Source organism: Roseivirga sp. UBA838, from assembly GCF_002296035.1.
In the GTDB taxonomy this organism is placed as follows: domain Bacteria; phylum Bacteroidota; class Bacteroidia; order Cytophagales; family Cyclobacteriaceae; genus Roseivirga; species Roseivirga thermotolerans.
Genome location: NZ_DBHC01000036.1, coordinates 59,238 through 86,061, shown reverse-complemented (window position 1 = coordinate 86,061; position 26,824 = coordinate 59,238). Strand labels below are relative to the sequence as shown.

Here is a 26,824-nt window from a genome sequence, read left to right as displayed (position 1 = left end):
AATTGATTTAGTTATTGATATACAACTCATTAAAGTGATGACACTGCTTCAAAAGAGTGAATTTGATCGAAAATTTTGCAACTAAAAGAGCATATTCACCATCAGGTGAATAAAGCAAAGCATCAGACCATTTATCGCTAATGTTATTATCATCTGTTGAAGTCTTCAAGAATTCGTTAATATTCTCAATCGCTTCATAGAACCAGATTAGGAATTTTGAATTTTCATTCGGAATGGATTTCACTAAGCCTAAGAATTTATCAATTGGTTTATCGCCAGTTTCCCTGTCTTCATACTTGTTGAAATAGTAGGTTTGATAATCTTCAGCAAAGCCTCTGACTTTTTTTAGCCAGCTATTTGTAGAGCCTGTTAACTCCCAACTTTCAGGCTTTTCCAATGCTTTTATTGGAAATATTTCCTGGATTGGTTGACTAAAGAATATTCTCAGCAAACCATTTAGTCCTATTCTGAAACTTCTGTAAGAATTACCAAATAATGCGTAATAGATACTTTCAAAATCCAATACATCTTTTTCTGATGCACGGTAAAAAATATTGGTATAATTAGTCGCCAAATACTTTTGACTACTTAGTAAATCTTTCACAATAGACTCCCTTCTGGTATCCTGCTGAATATATGCAATGAGCCATTCACAGACTTTTTCTGCATTAGACTTATTATTATCAAGAGTTGGTAGTTTAGAAGCGAAAACCTTTTTATAATAGTAGAAGTGAGTGATTTTGAGTATTTTGTAAAAACTATTTCTAATAGGAACTTGCTCTGCATCATCAAGAATTTGCAAATGATGTCGTAAATCCCATTCACCTCTCTCTGTTGCTTTTATCAGTACAACAAATAAGTCTTCTTTAAACCCTGGTTCTTTGTAGGCTTCTCGTTTTCCTAAATATTTATCAAAAGCATCAGTTTTGTATTTATCAATTAATCCAGCTAAATACTTGGCATATTGAATCTTTTGAGTACTGTCTATTTCTTTAAAATATGCTTCTATAAATTCAACTGAAACACCATCAAACTCAACTTTCCTTTTTCCAGAGCCAGAAACATAAGGATATAACCCAAGCCACTCCCTGTTTTCTTCTAAGCATTCTAAGAACCAATATGCTCTATCGCTATTAGCTAAGATCCATTTCAGCTCTCCACTGATTCTGGTATCCTGTTTCAATCGTATCAACTTCTTGATTAGGCTATTAGGTACTCGCTCTATCTCACAACTTGCTCCTGTACCAGAATTGGAAAAGCTCCAAAGATTAAGGTCGGAATGCTCATCCTCCATTTCTTTATCTTCTAAAATCCTGATGGCCCTTAGTAAAAAATGCCCTTTTGCGTAATCCCTTATACTTTCAATTGGCCGATTGGAAGGGGTTGTTTCAATCCTCCCAATTACATTCTTCACGTTTTCTTTGATAAAGCTTCTTGCGAATTCAAAATTTGAAGAATCGACCAGTAATATTCCTCTTTTATAGAGTAAGGCTGAAAGTGGAAGAAATTGCATTATCGTAACACATATTGGATGAATTTGAATTGTGAATTTTGCTTGTGGTAAAGCATGGGCATCTGATCCAAGACCTCCGATAAGAGGAAACCAATTTCTGTTGAGTCTGGTATCTTTCTTAGCTATTTCCTTTTCATTCAAACCAATATTTTTAAGAACCCCTGTGAAATGGCTTTCGAAAGTAGTATTAAACTTCAACCCGGATACTTCGCATTTATAATTACCCTCTATCTCAACATTATCAAAAATGGATATCATTAATCCATCATAGATTTTCAAGCCATTTTTGGCATCATTATGCAACGGGCCATTTTTGGTGAAAAGCATTGTGTAGCTTTTCATTCTTTTACTCAATGATTTTAAATCATACTTTTCATATAAACTCAATAATACTTTTGGGGTGATTTGATTAACACTTTTAAGCCCAGCTAATGCTTCAATGGTCATTAGTGCATTGTTGAGCATTGCGTTTCCAGTGTAAGTTTTAAAAATTATTGTCTCCATAGAGGTTGATTATTTAGTTTTTTACTCATGGAATTGTTTGTTATGATTTGAAAATTGGATAATATATTTAATACCAAAGAAGGATTCAGACCTTACTAAAGGAAGTTTAAGTGTGGAAAAAGAAAGAGGAATAGAATTGAAGGTGATGCCTGAGCTTTTAGAGAAACTCAAAGGGAGAAGCCTAAACATGCTTATTAGCTTTACAGGCCGACTGAAACTAGCATTTGTGTCCTTAAAATTTACATATTCATTATCTCTCATTTTCATATTCTCTTTTGGTCGTTTTTATCTTCACGCGTTTGAGAGAAGTTCCTTACCTCTACACAACCAAAGCCTTGGCTATTTAAATGGCCAAAACCGGCATGGTAGCCAATTTCGTGGAGGTAGGTAGGCATGGTTAGTTCAAAGTCGAAGATATAAGCAATCATTTTGGTCGCCTCTGGGGTAAAGGCCTTGAGTGTTACCCCGTTTTTCTTGATTTCGCCTTTGGTCTTGAAAGCAATTTCTGCATGGTCTTCCCATAGTAAGCTGGTATTAACCGTGGTGGTGAATGCGCGTGCTTTGTTGAGCAGGTTACTGATTAGTATTTTAGTAAACTCTTGGTGGGTAGGCGACAGATAATCTTCTCCACCAGTAATCCTTTTTCTTTTCAATAGTACAGGAGAGATACAGGTGTAATGCATGGTTTCTGAGAAATAGGCTGGGGCTTGCGCTTCAACCAGTCGAATGGTATAGTGTGCTCCTGATATTTTGTCTCCTATATATAGGCTGGCCTTTAAGAATACGCCTTTAATAAATTCTTCGGCTGCTTTATCAATTAAAAAAGAAACAGTCAGCGTGGCATTTAGCCCAACATGTTGAATTCGGCCATTCTCTTTATGGATTTTATAGCCTTCAAAATTGAGCCTGGAAAAGGTGAAAAGCCTAAAGGGTTTATTGTCTACAACATATCCGGTGTTATGCAGATATCTTGCAAAGTTGGAGTCGCCCTGATCTATAATCCTATAGATGGCTGCCGACAGCTCGTATTGGTAGTTGATAGGTATAAAACCTGGCTTGCTGGTTCTTTCCAGAAGTAATCTAAATCTCATTGTTTAATAAGTATAATAAATACGCTCCGGGAAGGGGTAGTGTGTGTATACAGGAGTTTAAGATGATTGAATTGAATATAAATAAAAATACCTAAATCTTGGTATTTATAAAGGTGCATAGAAATAAAAAGAGGGCAATCTATAGATTGCCCTCTTTCTGTTCTGAATGATTGAGTTACTTCAGATGTTTAGGTTGATTCAATTTTAAACATCTTTTGGCAACTGTTCAATACCCTAAATGGGGGTGAAGTGTTAATAACAAGGCTTTTTGCCAGTGCTTAACGAAACTTTGTATGCCAACAGCAAAATGATGGCTGCACAAAATTTGAAAATAAATTAGCAGTATTCCTCGAATACATCGGCCAGGTGGTTGCCTATAACTTCGGCCGACCTTCCTTCGATGTGATGTCTTTCTACCATGTGTACCAATTCACCATCTTTGAAAAGCACCACTGAAGGTGAAGAAGGTGGATAAGGTAAGTGGTATTCTCTAACCTTAGCGGTGGCTTCAATATCGCCTCCGGCAAAAACGGTCATTAAATGGTCAGGCTTCTTATCGGCCAGCTTAAGGCCCATTTTTACTCCCGGACGGGCGGTTCCTGCGGCACAACCACAAACTGAGTTAATGACGATGAGCGTGGTGCCTTTGTGGTCTTTGAAATGCTCTTCAACAGCTTCTGCTGTTTTTAGCTCGGTAAAGCCTGCATCGGTTAGCTCTTGTCTAAATGGAACCAATAAATGCTCTGGATACATATCTATAAGTTTTAAAGTTCTATGTTTTAAGTTATTTGTTCATTGTTCAAAGTTCATTGTAAAGCGGCCTGAACCAGAAACTTTGAACTAATCTACATGAAGCCAAGTTCCAGCTTTGCTGCTTCAGACATCATGTCCATAGTGAAAGGAGGGTCAAAGGTGAGTTCCAGTTCAACTTCATTTACTCCTTCAATAGCTTTTACCTTTTCCTTTACCTCATCGGGCAATACTTCTGCAGCAGGGCAGGAAGGAGAGGTTAGCGTCATCAATATGTAGACGTTGTTTACCGGGTATACATTAATCTCATAGATCAACCCCAGTTCGTATACGTCCACAGGGATTTCAGGGTCATAAACAGTCTTTATTGCTGCTACAACCTCATCTCTTAATCCTTCTTTTATTACGTCACTCATTCCTTCGTAATTTTCAATGTGTCAAATTCCAATTCAGAATTTGTTGCTTGTTGCAGAAAGAATTCGCTGAAGTTCTTCTGCTTTTTTGAGAAGATTTAATCTTGTCTTCTCAAGTCTAACCTCGTTATGAGTTGAAACCCAATTCAGCTAATAAATAGTTTCTTTGGCTTCCTTTCTCGCAATCTTTAACCGAAACTTGAAATTCTTGTCTCCAAGTTTTTCATTAACCTTGATATAGTTCGCACTAATTGAGCCTGATGCTCTTATCAGGTGGTTTTGAATCGCCCTTATGGGCTCAGTCAATTGTCGAGCTTTGAACAAAACCCAAGATGCCACAGGCAAAATTCAGCACTCTCAATATCTAAATCCTATGGCTTATCCATAGATGCTGCGTGTTTATCTAATCCCTGTTGGAACTTGATGCTTTTACTATTGACTTTTTACTTGCGTTGCAAACGCGAGTCCATAAATCTTCATTTGCTTAATCATTGCCCCAAGACCATTGGAGCGCTGTGTACCAATAAACCTGTTCAGACCCACTTTATCGATAAAAAACAAATCGGCATCCACAATTTCTTTAGGGCTTCGGCCAGAAAGTATTCTTACCAAAATGCTAACTAATCCCTTGGTAATAGCTGTATTGGAATCTGCCTTAAAATGAATTTTATCACCTTGCAGTTGCGCGTCAAGCCACACTTTAGACTGGCAGCCTTTCACAATGTTTTCTTCAGTCTTCTTCTCTTCTTCCAGGGGCTCAAGTGTTTCACCCAGCTCCATTACATAGCCAATAGTCATTTCCATGTCTCCATCCAGCATGGAAAATTCTTCAATTATTTCGTTCTGAATGTCTTGAATACTTTGACTCATGGCTTCAGTTTCTTGATTATGTCCTTTAGGGCACCAATGAATACATCAATTTCTTCGATGGTGTTATAAACGGAGAAAGAGGCTCTAGTAGTTCCTTCTATGCAGAATCTGTCCATCAGAGGCTGTGTACAGTGGTGTCCCGTACGTACGGCAACACCTTTGGCGTCCATCCACATGCCCAGATCGAAATGGTGTATACCTTCGACCACAAAAGATACCACACTCACTTTATGAAGTGCTTCTCCAATAATTTTTACCCCTTCAATATTTTTGAGTTGTGAGGTAGCATAGGTGAGCAGTTGTTCTTCGTACTGAGCTATATGCTCTTTACCTACACGATTAATAAAATCGATAGCGGCTTTGAAGGCCACTACATCGGCAATGTTGGGGGTTCCGGCTTCGAACTTGTACGGGATGTCATTAAAAGTGGTCTTCTCGAAAGAAACCTCTTTGATCATTTCACCACCTCCCTGATATGGAGGCATTTTCTCCAGCAACGACCGTTTACCATAGAGAATACCGACACCTGTGGGACCATACATTTTGTGAGCCGAAAAGGCATAAAAGTCAGCGTTGAGTTGCTGAACATCTATGGGGAGGTGAGACGATGCCTGCGCACCATCGATCAGCACCTTTGCTCCCCGGGCATGAGCCATTTCAATAATTTGTTTTACCGGGTTAATGGTACCCAACGAATTGGAGGCGTGGTTCACCGCTACCAGCCTGGTTTTGTCAGACAATAGTTGACTGAAGGCGGCTATATCTAGGTCGCCATTTTCCATTACAGGGATAGCTCTTACTTTAGCTCCTTTTTCTTGGGCTATTAGCTGCCAGGGCACAATATTGGAGTGATGCTCTAGTCCGGATACTATGATTTCGTCTCCACTCTGGAGAAACTTTCTACCCCACGATGAGGCCACCAGGTTGATGGATTCTGTTGTGCCTTTGGTGAAAATAATTTCTTCGGCTTCATTGGCATTAATAAAAGCCTGCACCGCTTTGCGTGTGTCTTCAAAGGCCGTTGTAGAGCGCTCGGCCAAAGTATGTATGCCGCGGTGTATGTTGGCATTATCTGCTTCGTAATGATGCTTCAACGCGTTGATAACCTGAAGAGGTTTTTGGTTGGTTGCGGCATTATCGAAGTAAACCAGAGGTTTTCCGTTTACTTGTTGATGAAGTACGGGAAACTCTGCTCTTATGGCTTCTATATCGAGTTGCGTTGATACTACTGAAGTATCTGACATATTATTTCTCTAATCTGCTGGTAATGATTGCCTCTACATAGGCCTGAATGGCCTCAATTTCAAGGTTTTCTATAACATCGCTGGCAAAGGCATGCAAGAGCATGGCCATGGCTCTGTCTTTTTTAATACCGCGGGCCATCAGGTAAAAGAGGGCGTCTTTATCTAATTGACCTGTAGTACATCCATGCGAACACTTTACATCATCAGCCCATATTTCCAGCTGTGGTTTGGTGTTCACCGTAGCATCGTCTGTTAGGAGTATGTTTTTGTTAGACTGAAAGGCGTTTGTTTTTTGTGCATCTTTTCTCACAAAAATCTTTCCGTTGAAAACGCCTTTCGATTGATCGTCCATAATGCCTTTGTACAGCTCGTTGGAGAGCGCATTAGGCATGGTATGATCAACGGTGGTGTGATTGTCTACATGGGTTTTACCGGCTAACAGATACAATCCGTTCATATTGGCTTCACAACCTTCGGCATTAAGCTTAATGTCCAGATTGTTTCTAACCATGGCACCATTTAGGGCGATAGTATTGACCGTAAATGTGCTGTCTTTGGCTTGTGTTACATGTATGTTGGATATGTGGTAGGAGGTAGGGCTATCGTTCTCAATTTTGTAGAACTTGGCATTGGCACCTGCAGCCACCTCAATCTCATTCACCACGTTGCTAAAACCGGGCTCTGCTGCAAGGGTATCCACTTTTTCGATAATGGTTACCTGGGCATTTTCTCCAACGCGAATCAGGTTTTTGACCTGAACGTCAGACGACCGCGTATTTATGAACTGAATAAAAACGGGCTTCTCTATAACTGCATTGGCCTTTATGTCAATAACAGCTCCCTCGTTGGCCAGCACTGCATTCATGGCTACAAATGCGTCTTCCGTGCACTTAGAAAGTTTGTCGAAGTGTTTTTCTGCCAATGCGCTATTGCTGGCAATAGCATTAGAAAGGGTAGAGAATGAAATACTATTCTCTTCAATTGTATCGGAAAACTGCTCTGAGAACTTTCCGTTTATGAAGGTTATGTAATAAGCCTCAAGGCCTTCGATTCTATACTTTTCAACATCCCCTTGGTTTACCTCTGTACTTTCTTCTTCCATGGAAAAGTTAATGTGCTTTTCCAGGGCCTTGGTAAGGTTGGTAAACTTATACTCTTCTGCCTTGGCATGGGGTAACCCATTCTGAACGAGATGGTTGAGAGCTTTTTCGCGAATCTCGGCTATAGCCGTGTTGCTGGTAAGCTGCGGCCGTGATGCCTCAAACCTTTCAGAGAGTTTATCTATGATGGATTGTCCTGCGAATTTCTTCATATTTAAACTGCGGCTTCAGCTTCTTCTTTAATCCAGTCGTATCCTTTTTCTTCCAGTTCGAGTGCCAACTCTTTGCCACCAGATTTCACGATTCTTCCTTTGTAGAGTACATGCACAAAGTCTGGCACAATGTAGTCCAGAAGTCTTTGGTAGTGAGTAACTACTATGGTGGCATTGTCTTTAGACTTTAGGGCGTTTACTCCATTGGAAACTATGCGCAGCGCATCAATGTCGAGACCTGAATCGGTTTCGTCCAGAATAGAGAGTTTTGGCTCCAACATGGCCATTTGGAAGATTTCGTTGCGTTTCTTTTCTCCTCCTGAAAAGCCTTCGTTGAGCGATCTACTCAATAGCGACTGGTCAATATCTACAAGCTTCATTTTTTCCTTCATCAGCTTAAGGAACGAAACTGCATCCAGTGGCTTTTCACCTCTGTGTTCTCTCACCTGATTGATGGCAGTTTTCATGAAGTTGGTAGTGCTCACTCCCGGAATTTCTACCGGATACTGAAACGCAAGAAAAACACCTTCTCTAGCCCTTTCATCGGCATCCATATCCAGCAGGTCTTTTCCGTCAAACGTTACTTCTCCACCGGTTACTTCATAATCTTCTCTTCCGGCCAATACAGAGGCTAGCGTACTTTTACCCGACCCGTTAGGTCCCATAATGGCATGTACTTCACCTGCTTTTACCTCCAGATTGATGCCTCTCAGGATTTCCTTCTCCTCAATTTTAGCTTGTAGGTTTTTTATGCTAAGCATTTAGTTCACTGTTTATAGTTCAAAGTTTAAGGTCAAAACCGTAACCAGAGGCTTCTTCCTCAACTTTATACTTACTTCCTTTTAAGTCTGTGTTGTTTAAATATTTGATAAACCCATTGATCGTTTTAGTAACCAACTCAAGCTTCTCTAGAAGTTCATTACTTTGGTCAATGGTAGTATAATTTCTATCAGTAGCCCTTATTACTTGTGACCGGACTTTAGCGCAAAATCCCCTGGCAACGGTCAAAAACTGCCTAAAATCCTTGTTTCCACCTCTACCAAAACCTTCTGCAATATTATCCATTATTGAGCCTGAAGCTGAGTTGACCTGATTTTTTAAGTCATAATCTTTTAAATATGAATTGTTATATAGAAACTCAAAAACAAGCTTATCCAAAACTCTGGCTTCCTGCCAGACCTTCAAATCCTCTATTTTGTTAATTAGAGCCATGCAATTGAGTCTATGAACAATAAACTATGAATTAAAAACCACGAGCCAGGAGTTACCCTACCGATCCTTCGAGGGTTAGTGCCAGCAACTTCTGAGCTTCTACGGCAAACTCCATTGGCAATTTATTTAATACCTCTTTGGCATAGCCGTTCACAATCAGGGCTACGGCAGACTCTTCATCAATACCTCTTTGTTGGCAATAGAAAATCTGATCTTCTCCAATTTTTGAGGTTGTGGCCTCATGTTCAACCTGGGCCGAACTGTTTTCTATATCTATGTAGGGGAAGGTGTGGGCTCCACACTTATCGCCCATGAGCAAAGAGTCGCACTGAGAGAAGTTCCGAGCATTGGTGGCTCGTTTCATTACGTGCACTTGTCCGCGGTAGCTGTTCTGCGAGAACCCGGCCGAAATTCCTTTAGAAACAATTCTAGACTTGGTGTTTTTACCAATATGAATCATTTTGGTGCCGGTGTCTGCCTGCTGATAGTTGTTGGTAACAGCTACAGAGTAGAACTCACCCTGAGAGTTATCTCCTTTTAGTATACAAGAAGGGTATTTCCATGTTACGGCTGAGCCTGTTTCTACCTGTGTCCATGATATTTTGGAGTTATCACCTTCGCAAATCCCTCTTTTGGTCACAAAGTTGTAAATACCACCCTTGCCATTCTTATCGCCAGGGTACCAGTTTTGCACGGTAGAGTATTTTACTTCGGCATCTTTGGCTGCTTTGATTTCTACCACGGCCGCATGCAATTGATTTTCATCGCGCATCGGGGCTGTACAACCTTCCAGATAACTTACATACGAACCTTCTTCGGCAACAATCAGTGTTCTTTCGAACTGACCAGTATTGGCGGCATTAATTCTAAAGTAAGTAGAGAGTTCCATTGGGCAGCGAACGCCTTTCGGAATGTAGCAGAAGGAGCCATCGGAAAAAACAGCCGAGTTAAGCGCTGCAAAATAGTTGTCGGTCTGAGGTACAACAGAACCCAAGTGCTTTTTAATGAGCTCCGGGTGTTCCTGAACGGCTTCTGAAAACGAGCAGAAAATAATGCCCAGCTCAGAAAGCGTTTCTTTAAAGGTAGTGGCAACCGACACGGAGTCAATAACTGCATCTACGGCCACACCGGTGAGTCGCTTTTGCTCGGTTAGTGAAATACCAAGTTTCTCGAAAGTAGCCAGAAGCTCCGGATCTACCTCGTCAAGCGATTTGGGTTTTTTCTTTTGTTTGGGCGCAGAATAGTATTTGATATCCTGATAGTCAACCCTTGGGTATTTTACATTGGCCCAATCAGGTTCTTCCATTTTTTGCCAAATCCGGAAAGCCTTGAGTCGCCATTCCAATAGCCATTGAGGCTCTTCTTTCTTGGCAGAGATAAAACGGACTATATCTTCGTTCAACCCTTTTGGAGCTTCATCAGCCTCCAAATCCACGGTCCATCCGAACTCGTATTCTTTGGAGGTAAACTCTTCAAGGATTTGATTATCGTCACTCATACAATCTTATTTAGACTGGTTTTAAACACAAAGTTACAACCTATCCACCGAAGTAATGGTTTCCTGACAGAGAAATTTCCCAATACTTTATAGAGGATGTCAATAGTGCATCACCGTCAGACGTCTAACTGTATACTTCTGCTCAATGTTTCTTCGAGAATTACAAAGGTTTCGGTTCGCTCTATTCCATCTACTTTCTGAATCTTATCATGCAGTATGTTTTTAAGATGGTCTGTATTCTTGGCATATACTCTAATGAACATACTGTAGTTACCTGTGGTGTAGTGAATAGATGTAATTTCCGGAATTTTCACTAGCTGACTGGCCACACGGTCGTAAAGCGAACTTTTAGAAAGGAATACTCCCAAAAAACTACTGACCGTATAGCCCAGTTTATTCAGGTTAAGATCGAGTGAAGCACCTTTAACTACGCCCATCTTTTCGAGCTTATTCATTCTTACATGTACTGTTCCGCTAGAAACGAAGGCCGATTTGGCAATTTCTGTGTAGGGTTTCTTGGCGTTGTTTTGAAGCAGCGACAGTATTTTGAGGTCTACATTATCGATTTCGTAATTTTCCGGCATATCAGCTTTCTTAAATTATTGAATTTTGAATCAAATATACATTCTATTAATTAATCTGTAATAATTGATTTGTTTTGTTATTGATATTTTATTCAAATGAAGTTTTGACCTACCTTTGAATCACATTCAAACGGAATAGTAACAGAAAAGAATGTTTTACACTGTAGGATGACGAAACAGGCAGCCGTGCCCTCCTTTCTCGAGGGTGGAGACTCTGGGATAAAGCCAATCGGCCTAACCTCTCCGTGAAGGTTCGAATCCTTCTCCTACAGCATGAATAAAGTAATGAATCTCTGGATTCGAACGGTTCGAAATCGCAGCGTAGCGGAGATTCACGAGGGGATGAGGGCGTGCTTGTGGGTACGAGTAATCCTTCTCCTACAGCATTTTAATGTGCTGGTTACAGAGGCCATGCTTTTGGAAGTCAGCCAACCGCTTCAAGTTAAAATTTACCAATAGTAATTCTTGTCAGTCTTTCGTAGAAAAGATGCCCGGTTTAAGGTGATATACCTAGAAGTTCTGCAGGTAGCAGATGGGCATCTTTACCCTTTTGAAAGGTGGATTTGCCTTGGGTTAGTCGCAATCCACAATTTCGAAGCAAGGCCCTGCCGTGTACCTTCCGTCATCTAGTGGTATTTTCATCAGCTCCATGGCTTTGTATTTAAGATCATACATGAGTGTCACTCCTTTTATGAGTTGGTCGGGTTGTCCGTTGCAGGCTAAATTGATGTTTTTCAGAAGAGCCGTGTAAGTTTTGCTAAACTCCAATGATTTTTCATAAACTGCCGAACCTTTGTCATAGTCGGAAAGCTTAGGGTTTGGCCTGAAGTTATACATGGCTCCCCAGTCTACCCTAAAGGGCTGGCCCGTTGGCAGACCTTTATTGGGGCTGTCTCTGTGAGCGGAATCGGTAACGGCATAGAATCTGCCAAACCTTATTTCTTTAAAGCGGAAATAATGGGCATACTCTTCAACATCGGGGCCAAATAGTTTGTAATCATCGTCTTTAGGGTCGTATTCCTGCGAGAAGATAGTGCCTAATGTACCTTCGCCTTGCCCAACTATTTCATCGATTAACTGAATAGCGTCTGTCAGGTTGTTCACAGTAATTATTTTACCTCCGGAACCATAGTACTGTTCATCGCTCACCTGGTTTCTGTTGGGAGTAAATATGCTTTCACCTTTATTTTGAGCTTCTTTTTCCAGTTTAATCAGTGTGTCTTTAATGGCTTTGTAAAATTCGCCAATGCCGGTAAAGCTAGGGTCTGCACTGTTTCTTGCCAGCTCCTTATCTTTCTCTGATAGAAACTGCAAGGCGCCTTCGGGGTGCTCAATTTTCTCGAAAGTACGGATAGAGTCTATGGAAAATGGAGCCAGGGGTACGATGAGCTGAGGCATTACATTTCCCGGCAGTTGTGATGGATAATTGGGAGTAAAAGTGCCTATGCTAGGTGTGCCACCAACCGCATTGAGCAGGTTGGCTACCATAACCATATGAAGCATTTCTTCAATCACCACACTTTTAATTATCTCTACCGACTCTAGGTTTGTACCTTCTTTTATAGAGTAAAGAGCCGATAAGTAGGGGGGAATGGTAGAAAGCTCCAGGTCCATGGCTGTTTGCAGATCGGCCTTAAGGTCTTCAATAGATTTTTTTTCTGAAGCATGTTCTGCAGCCTCTAAGAGTATAGACTGTTCGAAACGCTGGTCTTCACCGCGTGACTGATCAGCTTCAGGAATTAACAGGTGACGTTTTGGATTATCTTTTTTTCGAAAGGAGAGTTTCATGATTTAGCTGTTCAAGTGGTTAAGAATTGCTTCAGAGGTTTTAAAGGCCAGAGCCGACATGGTGAGTGTTGGATTGGAGGTTCCCAGAGTGGGCATGTTTCCACATCCTACCAGGTATAAATTATTATGGTCCCAGGTTTGGCCATTTTCATTGACTACGGAATCTTTGCTATCGTTGCCCATGCGGTGAGTACCAACAATATGACCGGCACCCCAAAAATTGTAGACTTTGCCCTGATACTCTACATGGTCGGGATTGTCGGTTGTGTATTCGGTAAAATCTTGAACACCCGCAGCTTTAAAAATCTGATCGGACACTTTCTTGTATTCAGCAAAGGCCTTTTTCATGTAGTCCGAGGCACTGTAATGGATTACCGGACGGTAATTACCCAGATTATCCAGGTAATTGGGGTCGATGGTTACCCTGTTTTCCGGCTCCGGAGTTTGTTCACACTCAAAGTGCAATAACAGTTGTCTTGGCACCATGTGGTGTATGTGATTGCGCAGGCTTTCGCCAAACATGCCTTGAGCCACTGCATTTTCTACATCGGAACCAGGAGAAAACTTGGGCCAGCCCCAGCCCCAGTTGTCGATAGGAGAGATGCAGGCTGCATGATCTTTGCGGAACTCGCCATCGCGCATGGTGGGTATGTTGGTGGTAGAACCAGGTCCTCTGAACGGATAGGCCTTTTTGGGAAGCAAGCCCCAAGTGAGCATTACCATGTGATCCATAAGATTTCTACCCACCTGGTCGCTTGAGTTGGCTATGCCGGAAGCGAGCAAGAGTTTAGCGTTTTCAATGGCATTGGCTGCTAATACATAAATTTTGCCTTTGGCTACATGACTTTCGAATACGGATGAAGATGGGTTCTCATATTTTTTATATACAATACCAGTGACTTCACCGGTTTCTTCATTGGTGAGTACTTTGGAGGCCACTGAGCGGGTGCGGATGGCGATATGTTTTGGGTCTGATTTGCGCAGGGTTTTAAGGGCGTTGTACTTGGCTTGTACCGGACAAATGGGAACGCAGCTTGCATTTCCCTCACATCTGTGTCCTTGATGGTCGTCCCATACGGCTCCAACCGGGCTATATGTGGCATGCCGTTGTTCTACATGTTCGTAGGCTTTGGTAAAAGTATTCCAGCGTTTTTCGGCCTGCAGTTGTAGCTTACCACTGCTTTTGTTCCAAACTATATCGGCATAAGGGTAATCGGCATTCGGAATGGAGTTTCTTCCCTGAGGAGTACTCACAAATTGAAGTTCATGCTCTTTGCCATTGAAGAAAACTTTAAAACCGGAAGGAACACTATCAATCACTTGCTTGTCCAAATAGCTTTGCGGTACTTTTTTCATGGGAAACTGATAGTTTTCACCATAGTCTCTTTCCACATCTACGTCAGGCCCTTTTTGTTCCGAAACACTGCCCGATACACCAATCTCAAATTCAGCCATCTCATAGTAAGGCTTAAGTGTGTTGTAGTCGAAGGGCCAATCGACACCCACTCCGTAGAGTGTTTTCATTCGGAAATCGTTTGGCAACATGCGCGGTGTAGAGCCCAGCCAGTGCATGGTGGTTCCTCCGGGACCCCGCCAGGCATCGCTGCCAAAGGGCAATGGGCCGGCCTGAACAAGGTATCCTTTGGTAGAAGGTTGGCAGGCAGTAATTGGCTCTATATCCAGTACATCGGGCGATGGAGCATCTTTTAAATTGGGATAAGGGGAGTTGGGAACTTTTGCTGCCTTTTCGTAAAAGGTATTCAAGTAGCCCATATAATTATCGAAGGCCTCTTTCTTCTGAAAACTCATACCTGCTTCCAGTCCCGCTTCCAGAAGTAAGACTTTTTTACCGGCTTGTGACAAGGTTTTGGCCACAATAGAGCCTCCAATCCCTGACCCTACGATAACTACATCGTATTCAGTGGTGTTGTTTTCCATAATAGTGTGTGTTTAGCAGTTAATTTTAATGGGTGGCTCACTCCACGAATTGTAGCCGGGTTGTTTGGCTCCTGGCGGATGTGTTTCGGCAACCTCCCACACCAGACTTTGTGTGTAGCTCTGGGCTGAAATTACATTGCCATCCCAGGTACCCAAATACCACATAAGAATAATCTTCTGGCCTAATCCGGCATAATTGCCATTAGGAATTAGCTCTTTCTCAATAGCCTCGTTTATGGCTTCAGTACTTTTTAGCTTTAGAATGGACTTGCAAGCATCATAGAATTGATCGATTGTTTGCGGGTTTACATGGGCTACAATAGTATTGAAGTAGACCTCGGCCATGCCCGTGCTCTGAAGATCGATTAGGGGGAAGCCGGTGAGATAAGTTGAAATGTCTAGAAATACATCTAACCTGGGGGGTATGTGTTTATCCATAATACTGATGTGTGATGTTTATACTTTCTAAGTTCAACAAAATCTTCCGTATTTAAAACCCCTCCCTGAGCCGATCTTAAATAGAGAGCCGGGCCATTTTATGAGCGGCATGACTTTTATATCGCTTTTACTACTTTTGAGGCATGCGAATTTTTAGAAAAACAGTGGTTGCCCAGGCCTTGATGGCTTTAATTTTTCTGGCGATTTCTTGCCAAAACAGCGAAAATATAGACAGTCGGGTGCGCTTATCCGGTAAACTGGTAAACTGGGGCAATGCTTCCAAAATTTTAAATGACCGATCCCTAGCCTCCGATTTTGGCTTGGGCAACGATCAACTTATACATACTAATGAAGAGGGGCAGTTTAGTCTTTCTTTTGAGCTTAATGAGCCGGGCTATTTTTCCTTAGGTAGAAACAAACTTTACCTTAGCCCTGGTGATGAACTTTATCTGGAAGTAGATTATCGAGATCCGGAAGCAGCGGTGTTCAATGGAGCCAGTGCTACTCTGCAGGCCTATTTAAGCGGTGTGCCGTTTCCTAAGAGTGGTTCTTATTTAGAAGGTGGGCGAAACCTCCAAAGTGCCAATGTGTCTGAAACTTGGGCATTGGCCAAAGCCAAAACCGAAGAAAGAAGAAAAGCACTGCAAGAACTTGAAGCTACGGAAGAATTTATGGAGCTGGAGAGTATGCGGTTAACGCTGGATCAGCTCAATACCATTCTTTCAATGCCCATATATGGTTCGTTCAAAGATTTTTGGGAGTACTCTGAAAAGAAAAAAGCAGAACTACTGGTTCCCCTCAAAGACGAAATAAACTCATTGGCTGCTGGCCTTATGCAAGACAAGTACATGAAGCACCCCAACTTTAGGGACATGCTGCTGGAGCTCGTTGATCCGGCTTTGCAGCAGGTAGGCATTTTTGCAGAATTGACCTTTACCCCCTACATGATTGAGTATGACAAAATGGGTGCATGGTCTACCCAATTGGAACTGGCAGGTTTAACCGAGGAAATGGAGCAGGAGACCAATCAGTTGTTAGCTTCCAATATAGCCGAAGACTACAAAGCAATGATTCAAACCAAGTTGCAGTCTTATGAGGCCTTGAACCCTGGTAAGCCGGCCTTCGATGTGGTATTGACAAATGCTCTGGGAGAGCAGGTAAACCTGAGTTCGTTTAAAGGTGAACTGATTTACGTAGACCTGTGGGCTACCTGGTGTGGGCCTTGTATTGCAGAGTTTCCGGCCTTTGAAGAACTCAAAAACGACTACGCCAACGATCCGATAACTTTCGTTCCGGTTTCTATAGATACCGATTTGGAGGCATGGCAGCAGTATCTGGAGAAACACCAATTAGAAAAAGACAACGAGTACGCTATCAACCGGTTAGATCTTGCGGACTACAAGGTTATTACCATTCCACGATACCTGTTGTTAGATTCTTCTTTTCAGATTATATCCGTTTTTGCTCCAAAGCCGTCCGATCCGCAAACCAGACTGCTGTTGGATAGTTATTTAAAAGCAAAACCATAAACGCATCCAAATATGTGAGTCTGGCAATCGATTGACTTGCCATTTCTTTTATATTTGGAGATAGCCAAAATCTAGAATTTACATGAGTGAACGCATTTGGGTAAAAAGGTACCCTGAAGGAATTCCTGCAGATATTTCTGACAAAAGGCCGGATAACCTAATTCAGCTTTTAGAAACCTCTTTCAAGAACTTTGGGAGCAAAGAAGCCTTTGAAAATATGGGCAAATCGCTGACCTACCATGAGGTAGACCAGCAATCCGACTTCTTTGCAGCTTATTTACAGAATAAGCTGGGGATGAAGAAGGGAGATCGAATAGCCATTCAAATGCCCAACTGCCTGCAATATCCCATAGTGCTCATTGGTGCTCTCAAGGCCGGCTGTGTTGTGGTAAACACGAACCCTCTGTACACCCATCGGGAAATGGAGCATCAGTTTAGCGATGCTCAGGTTAAGGCTGTAGTAATAGTGGCCAACTTTGCCCATAGCCTGGAAGAGGCTTTGAAAAAAATAAAGGTAGAGCACATCATTATTACCGAGCTGGGCGATATGCTGGGCGGCTTTAAGGGTACTCTTGTGAATCTGGTGGTGAAACATGTGAAGAAAATGGTGCCTGCCTACTCAATTCCCCAAGCATTGGCCTTTAAAAAAGTGCTAAAAGAAGGTGCTCGCATGAAATACACCAAAGTAGATATTTCAGGAGCCGATACGGCCTTTTTGCAATATACAGGCGGTACCACAGGTGTTTCTAAGGGAGCTACTTTAAGCCATGATAATGTAGTGGCTCATACTCTCATTATTAATGAGTGGTTCAGGCCATTGCTCAGAAAGGGGCAAACGGAGGTTATGATCACCGCAATCCCGCTCTATCACATTTTTGCCCTCAATGTCAACGGTACGTTTATGATGTACATTGGAGCCAAAAATGTGCTGATTACCAACCCGCGCGATATGCCCGGTTTTATAAAGGAGCTTAAAAAGCATTCATTTACCCTTTTTACAGGAGTAAATACGCTGTTTAATGGTTTGTTAAACCAACCGAATGTAAAGGAGGTAGACTGGAGCCATTTGAAAGGAGCCATTGGCGGAGGCATGGCTGTGCAGGATTTTGTGGCCCGCAAGTGGAAAGAAACCACCGGCTCGGATCTGGTAGAAGGTTATGGACTGAGCGAAACCTCGCCAGTTGCCAGCTGTAATCCACTAGATGGTACACACAAGATGGGAACCATCGGATTGCCATTGCCCTCTACCCAACTGGCTATATTTACAGATGAAGGCCAACAACTGGCGCAGGGAGAAATAGGGGAGATTTGCATTAAGGGACCACAAGTAATGAGTGGCTATTGGAACCAGAGCAATGAAGGTGTTTTCTTTGATGGCGGATGGTTCCGCACGGGTGATATAGGGCTGATGGATGAAGAGGGCTTCTTCAAGATTGTAGACCGCAAGAAAGATATGATCAATGTTTCCGGCTTCAACGTATACCCCAATGAAGTGGAGAATGTGATTGTAGACCACCCTAAAGTACTGGAAGTGGCCGTTATTGGGGTGCCCGATGCGCGTTCTACTGAATGTGTAAAGGCCTTTGTGGTGAAATCCGATGCCAGCCTTACGGAAGAAGAGCTAAGAACTTATTGTGAAGAAGAACTTACCGGCTATAAAAAACCGAAATACATTGAGTTTGTAGATGAATTGCCCAAGAGCAATGTGGGTAAAATTCTACGCAGAAAGCTCAAAGAAATGGAAGAGGAGAGGTCAAAGGCAGGATGATTGGGGAATTGGTGAACTAAGGAAATCAATGGCTGAGTAAAAGCTTAGGCAGGTGCTCTATAGGAAGTGAAGGATCAAAATTAATTGGCCTTTGTAATGCTTGCAAAGGCCAAGTTGATTAATTCATAGAATGCAAGCCCATTTTGTTTCCCTCCGTATCGAGGAATAGAGCGAAATACCCGTTTTCTTCGTCAATTAGGGTTTTAGCCAGTAATATTTGTCCACCACTTTTCTCAATCTTTTTTAATACCGGCTCTAAGTCCTCACCACCATTCAAATAAACAAGCACACCCGTAGCAGATGGCTCATAGCCTTCGCCTTTGGTGATTACAACCGATGCAGACTGCCCGTCAGCCGGAAAAATTCCCATCTCTGTTCCCTGCATCTCTATGCTTTCAATTTGTATGTCTAGTATGGATTGATAAAACTTTACGGCTCTCGATATATCGGTGGCAGGAATTTCAACAATAGAGACAAATTTTTGCATGGCTGGTTTGTTTTGTGGATGGATTATTTGATTAGAGTTTAAACGATTTTCGGCATAGTAAATAATTATGCTCCCCAAAACCAATAGAATGGCAGAGCTAAGGGTACGGTATTTCATTGGTCAACACTATTTAATGTGGGTGCTAGTTAGGTCAGTTTTAAAATACAGAATTGTAAAAATGCGACAGGTCTAGCTTTCGGAGTAAATCAATGAGGAAAGCATCATTTGTTCATCATTCAGGTACTCCTTTGGATTTATGCCTGTAAACTCTTTGAAATCTTTGATAAAGTGCGCCTGATCGTAATACTCACTTTCATAGGCTATTTGGGTCAGTGTTTCGTTTTTTTTATTCAAAAGAGACTGCAGTGCAGCTTGCAGCCGTATAATCTTCCCAAGTTGCTTTGGGCTAATTCCCACTAATCTGGAAAAATTCCTTTCAAGGTTTCTCCTCTTGTGCGGTTCCTCTTTCAGTATGGTGCCAATAGATGCTTTACCCTTTGTTTTGTAGAGGGCATCTATGGTTGACTTAACAATCTGATCGACCACGGCAGATTCGTTAAGCCTGTTTTTGAGAAAGCGCTCGATTATTTCTATTCTCTCATTAGTTGAAGTAGCCTCTATTATGTCCTGCTCAAGAGAACCAATAGAGACTTCATCGAAAAGAGCATGAAGAGGGGTGTCTTTGTCAGCCAATTCCTGAATAGGGGTTCGGATAAAATTAGCAAAGCCGTATGGATAGAAGCGAATGGCAAATGAGTTGACATAGCCTGTTGGCTGCACATAATATGGCGTGGTTATCTGGCCAATGACCATAGCCCTGGGCTGAAGAACATAGGCCATTTCGGAAGTAAACCTTTTAATGTCATCGCCAAGAATGAAACACATTTCAATGCACCCATCGGGGACAATACGCTGTTTGGGTGCCTGTGAACCATTGGGGACTTCCAACGTCCAATAACACTTGACTACCGCTTCTAAATCTGGATGGGGGTTAAAAGTCTCGTAGTTCATGAGTTCAATTTGGCGAAAAGTTCTTGGTAAATCTAACCTGGCATGAGCAACGAACGGTGACTAATAGTAGAGTTCCTGTTTGATTGTGAGATCTGGTTATTTCTGAAATAAATGAAAAAAGCAATAGAATCATTGACAGCCTTGCCTCTCCGTGTGGCCGGATTCCATTTACCCGAACTTAGCACTAGTCTCTTGGCTTCTGCATCTAATAAGGGGTGCAAACCCCGAACTACTTTAACATGGCTTACCTCTCCGGAAGAATCAATGGACACGTTCAACAATACTTTTCCTTCTATTCTTAACTGAGTTTTGGGGTATCTGATGTTTTCCTTCAGAAAGTTGTTCCATGCTGTAATTCCTCCAGGGTATGAAGCCGGAATGTGTATGGTGTGGTAAGCCGGTATAAGACTTCCATAGTTAACAGTGACTGCACTTTTTTGACAGTTATAGAGGAATAAAAAAGCAAGCCCTATAATAAGGCTTGCTTTGACAGTGAAAGTTTTTTGACCGTTTGGACTCAATGGGAAGTGACTTCGGAATAATCGATAGGACTAACCTAGTTCTCAACAATTTCTTCTTCCTCTTCAACACTGATTGATGATGGACCTTTGTCTCCTTCCGAGAGCTTGAATGCAATGCGTAATTGCATACGAGCGCTTACGGGCTCGCCTTGTTGCTTGCCAGGTACCCATTTTTCTGATTCCATCAGCACACGCAATGCTTCTTCGTCACAGCCCGCTCCAATTCCTCTCATTACCTTAAAATCACGCAATTCACCGGTTTTATCTACCACAAAGCTTAGGTAGACATTCCCTTCCACTCCTTTTTCTTTGGCCTTTTCGGGGTATGTAAGGTTGGTTAAAAGGTGGTTGTGCCAGGCATCAATACCTCCGGGGTAAATGGGCTGTTCATCAACGACTGTAAAAACCTGGTCGATGCTTACCGGCTTTTCTACTTCTAAATAGGCTACAGAGATATCTTCCTGAGGCTCTATAAATAATTCGCTGTCTGAACAGGAGAAGACAAACGCAGCTAAGGCTAGTAGTAATAACTTTTTCATAGGGTTGATTGATTAACTAATAAAATAATTTCAGAACTAATGTATTAGTTTATTTTGAAATAAAAAAGAAGCCTCGCTGAAAGATAGTTGAGTGTTACGGCAAAAGGTGTTCCGGATTAAAGGGCGTAAAGGGATTTTCGGTATGCTTCCAAAACCATCCTTTGCCGCTGACAGATAGATTCTGAAAAATAGGTCATCGAGTGAAATGGCCTGATCGATTTTTACTTTGCGTTATCTATGAACATTTCCATCAATTCAAACTGAAGCCCACCGTAGTTGAGCGGATCCATATTGCCGGTAATAGCCAGCACTGTTTCGCTTGGCTGGTGAATGAGAAAGTAGGTGATGCCGCCTACCGAACCCCCACTGTGTCCGTAAAAGGTTTTTCCGCTCGGGCGTTCAAAAATTCGCCACCCAATTCCGTAGCCGGTTTCTTTACCCGCTATGGTCTTTTGTGAAGTCATCCATTCTTTGAGAGTACCAGCTTTGAGAAAGCCTTCTTTCATGTGAGCCTGCCCAAATTTGCATAGATCTTCTGTGGTGCCGATGAATCCGCCACCGGCCCATTTGTAGCTATTGTCTACTGTTGGGGCTTCTACCACTTTTCCGTCCTGAAACTGATAGAAGCTCACCCGGTTGGGTATGTCCTGATTGGCATAGTCTGGCTGGGTATGGTTCATGCCTAAAGGCGCAAATACCTCCGACTCCATGTAGGAAAGAAAACTTACATCAGACAGAAAGCCGGCTTCGGGAGCCGCTGCATTTTCCATGGCCACCGAGATAAGGTTCCAACCGTAGGAAGAATAGACATATTCCGTACCCGGAGTATTAATTAGTGGATCGTTGATAAATATGCCCAGACCATCTACCACTTCTTCATAATGTACATTGCTTAAAAATTCCAGCCCTTTGTAGTGCCTGATGCCCGCTAAATGTCCGGCCAATTGTCTTAAACTTATGGTGGCTCCTTTATCGGGCCAAATGGGTACGTAGCGCTCAATAGGGGCATCTAAATCTACCTTGTCCTCTTCATAGAGTTTGGCCAAACCAGCAGCAGTCAATGTTTTGGAAACGCTGCCTATTCTGAACATACTTTTGGACGGGTCTACCGGGGTCTTCTTCTCGAGATCGGTATATCCGTAACCCTTTGAAAAGACCAGTTCGCCTTTTTGACTGATGGAAACACTTAGTCCGGGAACCTGCGTCTTCTCCACGAAGGCTTGAAGTTTTGTGTGTGCTTGTTCTGAGACGGACTGTGAGCATAAGAAGGTAGTGGTGAATAACCCGAAAAGGAAAAGGATAAATCTTGCTTTCATGCGGTCTGAATGAGTTGAATAACTCTCTTAAGATAGCTGATAATTTGAATGGAGTGAAATGAGGAATAGAAAATGAATAAAGCTGATCAACTGATTTACAACTCTTTGAAGAGAAGGGGTGTCCTTATGTTTATGAGCTTTGAATCGAAAATGGGTTTGTTGAGGGGGCTTATTTTGCTGATGTCTTTAGGACTGATGACCTTTTCATGCGAGGTGGAAAATCCAGATTTAGTCGGTTGCTGGACCCATGCTTACGAAGAGGGGCAGACTATATACAAAGGTTGCGATTCTCAAACCTTTGGTTTGAGCCGCTTCAGACAAGTCTATGATTTCCGGGCCGATGGAACAGTAAACTACCTGGTGCTGCACCCTGCGGATGCTCATTATATGGATGAGGCCAAATGGGAATATGTTTCTAACCGTAATCAAGTGCTTATTAAGGATATTGAAACCAATAAAATTATCAAGACACTTAGAGTCTCCATACTTGATCAGGCAAAGCTTTCCATTGCTGAGGTTCGATAATTACTTTTTCCTCAATACCCTTCCAGCTCTATTTTCAGTCATTTCACCTTGGTCTACGGTAATTGTGCCATTGACGATTACATAAGGAATGCCCACAGGGTAGTGATGCGGGTCTTCAAAAGTTCCTCCTTCATCTACCGTTTCCGGGTCGAAAATGGTGATGTCTGCCAGCATACCTACTTTGATATAGCCTCGGTCGCTTAATCCCAATCGGTCCGCAGGCAGTGAAGTCATTTTGGCCAGTGCCAGTTCCAGAGAAATTACTTTTTCATCTCTGACATAATGCCCCAGTACCCTGGGAAAAGTGCCGTAACTTCTTGGGTGAGGGTGTCCCTGTCCGGGTTTTGCCAGGCCTCCATCGCTAGCAACCATGGCCAGCGGGTGCTGCATAATTCTCTTCACATCTTCTTCGCCAATGGCATGGAATATACATGAAGCCCCACCGTTCAACTGTCCTTCTATAACCAGTTCGGCTCCGTTGCTAAAGGTGGGTTCTAGGCCTTTTTCAATGGCCCAGTCTTTCAGGGTTTTACCATTTAAATCGGGTTTCCAGCTTACATTGGCAAACTGAACTACTGCTAGGTCAGCACCGCCACGATCGTACTCTATGTTAAACATAATCTCTTCTTTGATCTTTTTGCGGGTAGCCGGGTCATCGATTCGCTTTTTAAATTCCTCTTGTCCACCGGCCATGGCCCAAGTAGGAATCAGTACCGAAAGCCCCGTAGAACTGGCTGTGTAAGGGTACTGGTCCATCATTACATCAATGCCAAGGTTTCTGGCAGAGTCTACCATAGCCAGTGTTTTAGTGCTGGCTCCCCACATGGGTTTGCCTATGGCTTTGTGGTGAGTAAGCACAATGGGAATTCCCGCTTCTTTACCAATTTGTATGGCTTCCTGAACGCCCTCAATTAGTCCCAGGCCTTCCTCTCGCAGGTGAGAGGTATATATGCCTCCTTGCTGGGCAGCTACTTTGGAAAGTGCTATTACCTCTTCTATGTTGGAGAAGGAACCCGGCACATACTTAAGTCCGGTCGATAGTCCGTATGCCCCACTTTGCATGGCCTCGGCTACGGCACTCTTCATGTCTTCCAGTTCCTCTTCGGTAGGGGCGCGGTTTTCCGTACCCATAATGTTCCTTCGTATGGTATTATGTCCCACAAGCCAGGCCGTATTAAGGCCAAGTTTGTAAGTGCTCAACGAATCAAGAAAGGGCTGCATAGGAGAGGGACCCCGGCCGTCAGGCCCGGCCAGCACTGTGGTAACGCCTTGCCGAACAAAATTTTCTGCATCGGGCATGCGCATTATAGCTTCTATGTGGGAGTGTACATCAATAAATCCCGGGCTTACTACATGGCCTGTAGCATCTATGGTTTGGCGGGCTGCAGCGTCTTTAAGATCTCCAATTTTCGCAATCTTATCGCCCTTAATCCCCAGGTCTGCTTCATAAAAGCTTTGGTTCTCGGCATCGTATATAGAACCATTAAGAATAAGAATATCGAACTTTTCGGTGTTGGGAGAGCAGGCAAAAAATAAGGTGCCAATTAGTAAAAATAGCTTCTTCATAATTCTTTGGTTGAATGGAAGATAGCTAAAAAGAAAGTTCTTCGAAACCTGAATTTTACGACAAGTCTCTGATTTGGAGTATGTAGGCTCCTTTCTATACCCTGGCATTGCCGGGGCTTAGAGCCCTGTGCTTAGTTTTCCGTCTTGATGGCTCCAAGGTGTGGGCATTCGATAAGACTGTTCATCCCGCTAAATGGAACCGGTTCTTTTTGGTATTTATAAGCCTGTGTAAGTGTTGTAGTATAGTTGTTATCTCCCATGCCCACATCTACATCGTCCATTGTCATTTGGCAAGGGTGTTCATAGCCGGCTGCATGGGTAATTTCTAAAATTTCTTTTCGAAGGGTTTTAAGGTATTGAGCAGATCTGGCCGATTTATCCTTAACATCTATACCACTTTGCAGCCACTTGTTTTGAGTAGCTACTCCTGCAGGACAGGTATTGGTGTGGCAGGATTGCGCCTGAATACAGCCTACCGACATCATGGCCTCTCTGGCCACATTTATAAGGTCGGCCCCCATAGCAAAGGCCATGAGTGCATTGGAGGGAAACCCTAATTTACCGGAAGCAATAAATACCACCCGGTTGGTGAGTCCTTTCTTCTGAAAAATTTTGTAAACGGCCGCAAAGGCAAATACAAAAGGCAGTGCTACATGGTTGGCAAAAGATGGGGGAGCTGCTCCCGTGCCTCCTTCGCCACCATCTATGGCAATAAAATCAGGGCCTATGTTTTTCTCTAGCATCAGGTCGGTAAGCTCTTCCCAAAGTTCTAGCTTACCAACAGCGGCTTTGAAACCCACCGGAAGGCCGGTTTCTGCGGCTAACAATTCTATAAAATCCAAGAGTTGCGCGGGCGTGCTAAAGGCAGAGTGATTGGAGGGAGAAACCACATCTTGTCCCATGGGAATGTGCCGGATTTCCGCTATTTCGCGAGTTATTTTAGAAGCCGGAAGAACACCTCCCTTTCCCGGTTTTGCTCCCTGCGATAGTTTTATTTCAATGGCTCTGATTTGAGGATGTGCCGTGGTCAGTTCAATGAGTTTGTTTAGATCGAAGTTTCCATTTTCATCGCGAACCCCAAAGTATCCGGTACCAATTTGCAAAACAGTATCGGCTCCCTTCTGATGATAGGGAGAGTAGCCTCCTTCGCCTGTGTTATGAAAAGCTCCGGCAGCGTAGGCGCCTCTGTTGAGCGACTCTATGGCCCTGGCCGACAGTGAACCAAAACTCATGGCAGAAATATTGACAATGGAACGGGGTCTGAAAGGTCTTTTGCGCTGATTGTACCCACCCATAAGTTTGGCACAAGGCACAAGATCTTTGTGCATTACGTTGGGGTGGTCTGGCTTAGGAGTGTAAGGAAATAAGGCCGGGTTAATAAATACATAGCCTGCTGCGCTCTGGTCTTGATCGGTTCCAAAACCTTGATAGTTGTTTTGTTTCTTTGAACTGGCGTAAATCCATGAGCGCTGACTTCGGTTAAAGGGAAGTTCTTCGCGGTTATTGGCTACAATATACTGCCGTAGTTCTGGACCAATTCTTTCCAGCAAATACCTCAGGTGCCCTACAATGGGGAAATTGTGACTAATGGTATGCTTCTTCTGAAGAATGTCTCGCACAAACACGATCAACAAAAGCAGCAATATATATACCCACCAAGGGGTAGAAGCCAGTAGTTCCTTCAACTGATCCATAACCTGTGTTTCTTGGTAAGATCAGATTAAATTTTCAAGGCTACAACTCTCTGCGTCAATTGATTTTTAGGAACAAGCCGGCCTAATTACTGAATAGGATCGGCCGACTTTGTGCCGGGTTGAGAGGTAATGTCTTTGAGGCTCATTACCTGAATGGCAGCTATGGAAATTATACAGTAGGCTGTAAAATAGTAAAAGCCGTCTAAAATGCTGGAAGAAATGTTTTCTTCAGAAGAAGTGGCCAGGTACATCAGGAACACGCCCACCACAAACACATCGGCCATAGACCATTTGCCAATTAAAGCCACAAATTGATAGACCCTCAGGCGCAACTTCCATTGCCTGAAAGCCAATACCATAAACAACAGAACGGCCTTGAGAATTGGTACAATTACCGAGAAAAACAGGATGAGTGAAGCAACCAAATGATTGTCGTATTCATAGAGTAGCTTAATGCCGCTAATTACACTTTGCGTGCGGTCGTACAGTTCGAATTTACCCAATAATGGTATGTTGGCCCCAATGTTAATATTAATAATAGGCAAGGTGAGCCCGGGATAAAGGCATATTAGCGATACCACAATCAATACCAGGGCAATTATGTTTCTGCTGTTCATAGGTTATATTCTTGTGCAAGACGATTCAAAGTAAACAAAGGTAACACGGACTTGGAAAGGCTTTAAAAAACAACCTCAAGGGTATTTCACATGAAA

General features: G+C 42.7%; 26 protein-coding genes. 3 read left to right on the top strand and 23 right to left on the bottom strand.

The annotated features are described in order from the left end of the window. Positions 1 to 7: 7 nt before the first annotated feature. From B3O12_RS13220 to B3O12_RS13155, 15 genes are all read right to left on the bottom strand, one after another. A complete protein-coding gene (locus B3O12_RS13220; RefSeq protein WP_286756618.1) occupies positions 8 to 2,017 on the bottom strand; it encodes a hypothetical protein in 2,010 nt (669 codons plus the stop codon). Positions 2,018 to 2,280: 263 nt separating this feature from the next. Beyond that, complete coding sequence (cas6, locus tag B3O12_RS13215; protein ID WP_286756617.1) at positions 2,281 to 3,108, bottom strand: CRISPR-associated endoribonuclease Cas6; 828 nt, start codon at positions 3,106 to 3,108, stop codon at positions 2,281 to 2,283. Positions 3,109 to 3,444: 336 nt separating this feature from the next. Next, positions 3,445 to 3,861, bottom strand: a complete 417-nt coding sequence (locus B3O12_RS13210) for a BrxA/BrxB family bacilliredoxin (RefSeq protein ID WP_189630834.1) — start codon at positions 3,859 to 3,861, stop codon at positions 3,445 to 3,447. A gap of 92 nt (positions 3,862 to 3,953) precedes the next feature. Beyond that, on the bottom strand, positions 3,954 to 4,274 hold the full coding sequence (locus tag B3O12_RS13205; RefSeq protein ID WP_189630835.1) for an SUF system Fe-S cluster assembly protein: 321 nt from the start codon (positions 4,272 to 4,274) through the stop codon (positions 3,954 to 3,956). Positions 4,275 to 4,421: 147 nt separating this feature from the next. Then, positions 4,422 to 4,610: a four helix bundle protein gene (locus B3O12_RS18800; RefSeq protein ID WP_414706604.1), complete on the bottom strand. Its 189-nt coding sequence runs from the start codon at positions 4,608 to 4,610 to the stop codon at positions 4,422 to 4,424. 93 nt (positions 4,611 to 4,703) lie between these two features. Beyond that, on the bottom strand, positions 4,704 to 5,141 hold the full coding sequence (locus tag B3O12_RS13200; RefSeq protein ID WP_286756616.1) for a SufE family protein: 438 nt from the start codon (positions 5,139 to 5,141) through the stop codon (positions 4,704 to 4,706). After that, positions 5,138 to 6,385 (bottom strand): aminotransferase class V-fold PLP-dependent enzyme, encoded by a 1,248-nt coding sequence (locus B3O12_RS13195; RefSeq protein WP_286756614.1) that lies wholly within the window; start codon positions 6,383 to 6,385, stop codon positions 5,138 to 5,140. The genes B3O12_RS13200 and B3O12_RS13195 overlap by 4 nt, the downstream gene beginning before the upstream one ends. 1 nt (position 6,386) lies before the next feature. Continuing rightward, positions 6,387 to 7,697, bottom strand: coding sequence for a Fe-S cluster assembly protein SufD (sufD, locus tag B3O12_RS13190; protein ID WP_286756612.1), 1,311 nt, complete (start codon positions 7,695 to 7,697; stop codon positions 6,387 to 6,389). Positions 7,698 to 7,699: 2 nt separating this feature from the next. Beyond that, positions 7,700 to 8,458 (bottom strand): Fe-S cluster assembly ATPase SufC, encoded by a 759-nt coding sequence (sufC, locus tag B3O12_RS13185; protein ID WP_189630840.1) that lies wholly within the window; start codon positions 8,456 to 8,458, stop codon positions 7,700 to 7,702. 19 nt (positions 8,459 to 8,477) lie between these two features. After that, positions 8,478 to 8,909: a four helix bundle protein gene (locus B3O12_RS13180; RefSeq protein ID WP_286756611.1), complete on the bottom strand. Its 432-nt coding sequence runs from the start codon at positions 8,907 to 8,909 to the stop codon at positions 8,478 to 8,480. A 52-nt stretch (positions 8,910 to 8,961) separates the two neighbouring features. Beyond that, the gene (gene sufB, locus B3O12_RS13175) at positions 8,962 to 10,407 is read right to left on the bottom strand and encodes a Fe-S cluster assembly protein SufB (RefSeq protein WP_189630842.1); all 1,446 of its coding nucleotides are present in this window, start codon (positions 10,405 to 10,407) and stop codon (positions 8,962 to 8,964) included. A gap of 116 nt (positions 10,408 to 10,523) precedes the next feature. Next, positions 10,524 to 10,991 carry an Lrp/AsnC ligand binding domain-containing protein gene (locus tag B3O12_RS13170; RefSeq protein ID WP_189630843.1) on the bottom strand — a complete coding sequence of 156 codons (468 nt, stop codon included), beginning with the start codon at positions 10,989 to 10,991 and terminating at the stop codon, positions 10,524 to 10,526. A gap of 573 nt (positions 10,992 to 11,564) precedes the next feature. Next, positions 11,565 to 12,779: a ferritin-like domain-containing protein gene (locus tag B3O12_RS13165; RefSeq protein WP_286756610.1), complete on the bottom strand. Its 1,215-nt coding sequence runs from the start codon at positions 12,777 to 12,779 to the stop codon at positions 11,565 to 11,567. Positions 12,780 to 12,782: 3 nt separating this feature from the next. Then, positions 12,783 to 14,717, bottom strand: a complete 1,935-nt coding sequence (locus B3O12_RS13160; RefSeq protein ID WP_286756609.1) for a GMC family oxidoreductase — start codon at positions 14,715 to 14,717, stop codon at positions 12,783 to 12,785. Positions 14,718 to 14,729: 12 nt separating this feature from the next. Beyond that, positions 14,730 to 15,155 carry a sugar dehydrogenase complex small subunit gene (locus B3O12_RS13155; RefSeq protein ID WP_286748102.1) on the bottom strand — a complete coding sequence of 142 codons (426 nt, stop codon included), beginning with the start codon at positions 15,153 to 15,155 and terminating at the stop codon, positions 14,730 to 14,732. 143 nt (positions 15,156 to 15,298) lie between these two features. On the opposite strand from B3O12_RS13155, the gene B3O12_RS13150 reads away from it, so the two are divergent. Together B3O12_RS13150 and B3O12_RS13145 are read left to right on the top strand one after the other, a co-directional pair. Next, positions 15,299 to 16,684: a TlpA disulfide reductase family protein gene (locus B3O12_RS13150; RefSeq protein ID WP_286756608.1), complete on the top strand. Its 1,386-nt coding sequence runs from the start codon at positions 15,299 to 15,301 to the stop codon at positions 16,682 to 16,684. A gap of 82 nt (positions 16,685 to 16,766) precedes the next feature. After that, complete coding sequence (locus B3O12_RS13145) at positions 16,767 to 18,452, top strand: AMP-binding protein (protein ID WP_286756607.1); 1,686 nt, start codon at positions 16,767 to 16,769, stop codon at positions 18,450 to 18,452. A 118-nt stretch (positions 18,453 to 18,570) separates the two neighbouring features. Here the strand turns inward: B3O12_RS13145 and B3O12_RS13140 are convergent, their stop codons facing one another. The 5 genes from B3O12_RS13140 to B3O12_RS13120 form a co-directional block, all read right to left on the bottom strand. Further along, positions 18,571 to 19,056 (bottom strand): VOC family protein, encoded by a 486-nt coding sequence (locus B3O12_RS13140; RefSeq protein ID WP_286748106.1) that lies wholly within the window; start codon positions 19,054 to 19,056, stop codon positions 18,571 to 18,573. 72 nt (positions 19,057 to 19,128) lie between these two features. Next, positions 19,129 to 19,950 (bottom strand): AraC family transcriptional regulator, encoded by an 822-nt coding sequence (locus B3O12_RS13135; protein WP_286756606.1) that lies wholly within the window; start codon positions 19,948 to 19,950, stop codon positions 19,129 to 19,131. A 32-nt stretch (positions 19,951 to 19,982) separates the two neighbouring features. Next, a complete protein-coding gene (locus B3O12_RS18795; RefSeq protein ID WP_414706605.1) occupies positions 19,983 to 20,222 on the bottom strand; it encodes an energy transducer TonB in 240 nt (79 codons plus the stop codon). Positions 20,223 to 20,506: 284 nt separating this feature from the next. After that, on the bottom strand, positions 20,507 to 21,010 hold the full coding sequence (locus B3O12_RS13125) for an energy transducer TonB (protein WP_189630851.1): 504 nt from the start codon (positions 21,008 to 21,010) through the stop codon (positions 20,507 to 20,509). A 221-nt stretch (positions 21,011 to 21,231) separates the two neighbouring features. Continuing rightward, complete coding sequence (locus tag B3O12_RS13120; RefSeq protein WP_286756604.1) at positions 21,232 to 22,224, bottom strand: serine hydrolase domain-containing protein; 993 nt, start codon at positions 22,222 to 22,224, stop codon at positions 21,232 to 21,234. A gap of 174 nt (positions 22,225 to 22,398) precedes the next feature. Here B3O12_RS13120 and B3O12_RS13115 point away from each other — a divergent pair, with 174 nt between their 5' ends. Then, positions 22,399 to 22,851 (top strand): hypothetical protein, encoded by a 453-nt coding sequence (locus B3O12_RS13115; protein ID WP_286748111.1) that lies wholly within the window; start codon positions 22,399 to 22,401, stop codon positions 22,849 to 22,851. Here the strand turns inward: B3O12_RS13115 and B3O12_RS13110 are convergent, their stop codons facing one another. The 3 genes from B3O12_RS13110 to B3O12_RS13100 all read right to left on the bottom strand — a co-directional run bounded on the left by B3O12_RS13110 (position 22,852) and on the right by B3O12_RS13100 (position 26,728). Further along, positions 22,852 to 24,417 carry an N-acyl-D-amino-acid deacylase family protein gene (locus tag B3O12_RS13110; RefSeq protein WP_286756602.1) on the bottom strand — a complete coding sequence of 522 codons (1,566 nt, stop codon included), beginning with the start codon at positions 24,415 to 24,417 and terminating at the stop codon, positions 22,852 to 22,854. Between the two features lie 131 nt (positions 24,418 to 24,548). After that, positions 24,549 to 26,111: an FMN-binding glutamate synthase family protein gene (locus tag B3O12_RS13105; RefSeq protein ID WP_286756601.1), complete on the bottom strand. Its 1,563-nt coding sequence runs from the start codon at positions 26,109 to 26,111 to the stop codon at positions 24,549 to 24,551. A gap of 86 nt (positions 26,112 to 26,197) precedes the next feature. After that, entirely contained in the window at positions 26,198 to 26,728 is a 531-nt protein-coding gene (locus B3O12_RS13100) for a paraquat-inducible protein A (protein ID WP_189630856.1), read from the bottom strand. Between the last annotated feature and the right edge of the window lie 96 nt (positions 26,729 to 26,824).

Excerpts from the sequence above, each read along its gene's own strand:
- B3O12_RS13100 (WP_189630856.1), bottom strand. The coding sequence starts at position 26,728 with ATGAACAGCAGAAACATAATTGCCCTGGTATTGATTGTGGTATCGCTA.
- B3O12_RS13165 (WP_286756610.1), bottom strand. The coding sequence starts at position 12,779 with ATGAAACTCTCCTTTCGAAAAAAAGATAATCCAAAACGTCACCTGTTA.
- B3O12_RS13170 (WP_189630843.1), bottom strand. The coding sequence starts at position 10,991 with ATGCCGGAAAATTACGAAATCGATAATGTAGACCTCAAAATACTGTCG.
- B3O12_RS13220 (WP_286756618.1), bottom strand. The coding sequence starts at position 2,017 with ATGGAGACAATAATTTTTAAAACTTACACTGGAAACGCAATGCTCAAC.
- B3O12_RS13150 (WP_286756608.1), top strand. The coding sequence starts at position 15,299 with ATGCGAATTTTTAGAAAAACAGTGGTTGCCCAGGCCTTGATGGCTTTA.
- B3O12_RS13160 (WP_286756609.1), bottom strand. The coding sequence starts at position 14,717 with ATGGAAAACAACACCACTGAATACGATGTAGTTATCGTAGGGTCAGGG.
- B3O12_RS13195 (WP_286756614.1), bottom strand. The coding sequence starts at position 6,385 with ATGTCAGATACTTCAGTAGTATCAACGCAACTCGATATAGAAGCCATA.
- B3O12_RS13210 (WP_189630834.1), bottom strand. The coding sequence starts at position 3,861 with ATGTATCCAGAGCATTTATTGGTTCCATTTAGACAAGAGCTAACCGAT.
- B3O12_RS13205 (WP_189630835.1), bottom strand. The coding sequence starts at position 4,274 with ATGAGTGACGTAATAAAAGAAGGATTAAGAGATGAGGTTGTAGCAGCA.
- B3O12_RS13200 (WP_286756616.1), bottom strand. The coding sequence starts at position 5,141 with ATGAGTCAAAGTATTCAAGACATTCAGAACGAAATAATTGAAGAATTT.
- B3O12_RS13135 (WP_286756606.1), bottom strand. The coding sequence starts at position 19,950 with ATGAACTACGAGACTTTTAACCCCCATCCAGATTTAGAAGCGGTAGTC.
- sufC (WP_189630840.1), bottom strand. The coding sequence starts at position 8,458 with ATGCTTAGCATAAAAAACCTACAAGCTAAAATTGAGGAGAAGGAAATC.
- B3O12_RS13125 (WP_189630851.1), bottom strand. The coding sequence starts at position 21,010 with ATGAAAAAGTTATTACTACTAGCCTTAGCTGCGTTTGTCTTCTCCTGT.
- B3O12_RS13110 (WP_286756602.1), bottom strand. The coding sequence starts at position 24,417 with ATGAAGAAGCTATTTTTACTAATTGGCACCTTATTTTTTGCCTGCTCT.
- sufB (WP_189630842.1), bottom strand. The coding sequence starts at position 10,407 with ATGAGTGACGATAATCAAATCCTTGAAGAGTTTACCTCCAAAGAATAC.
- B3O12_RS13145 (WP_286756607.1), top strand. The coding sequence starts at position 16,767 with ATGAGTGAACGCATTTGGGTAAAAAGGTACCCTGAAGGAATTCCTGCA.
- B3O12_RS13105 (WP_286756601.1), bottom strand. The coding sequence starts at position 26,111 with ATGGATCAGTTGAAGGAACTACTGGCTTCTACCCCTTGGTGGGTATAT.
- sufD (WP_286756612.1), bottom strand. The coding sequence starts at position 7,697 with ATGAAGAAATTCGCAGGACAATCCATCATAGATAAACTCTCTGAAAGG.
- B3O12_RS13140 (WP_286748106.1), bottom strand. The coding sequence starts at position 19,056 with ATGAAATACCGTACCCTTAGCTCTGCCATTCTATTGGTTTTGGGGAGC.
- cas6 (WP_286756617.1), bottom strand. The coding sequence starts at position 3,108 with ATGAGATTTAGATTACTTCTGGAAAGAACCAGCAAGCCAGGTTTTATA.
- B3O12_RS13115 (WP_286748111.1), top strand. The coding sequence starts at position 22,399 with ATGAATAAAGCTGATCAACTGATTTACAACTCTTTGAAGAGAAGGGGT.
- B3O12_RS13180 (WP_286756611.1), bottom strand. The coding sequence starts at position 8,909 with ATGGCTCTAATTAACAAAATAGAGGATTTGAAGGTCTGGCAGGAAGCC.
- B3O12_RS13155 (WP_286748102.1), bottom strand. The coding sequence starts at position 15,155 with ATGGATAAACACATACCCCCCAGGTTAGATGTATTTCTAGACATTTCA.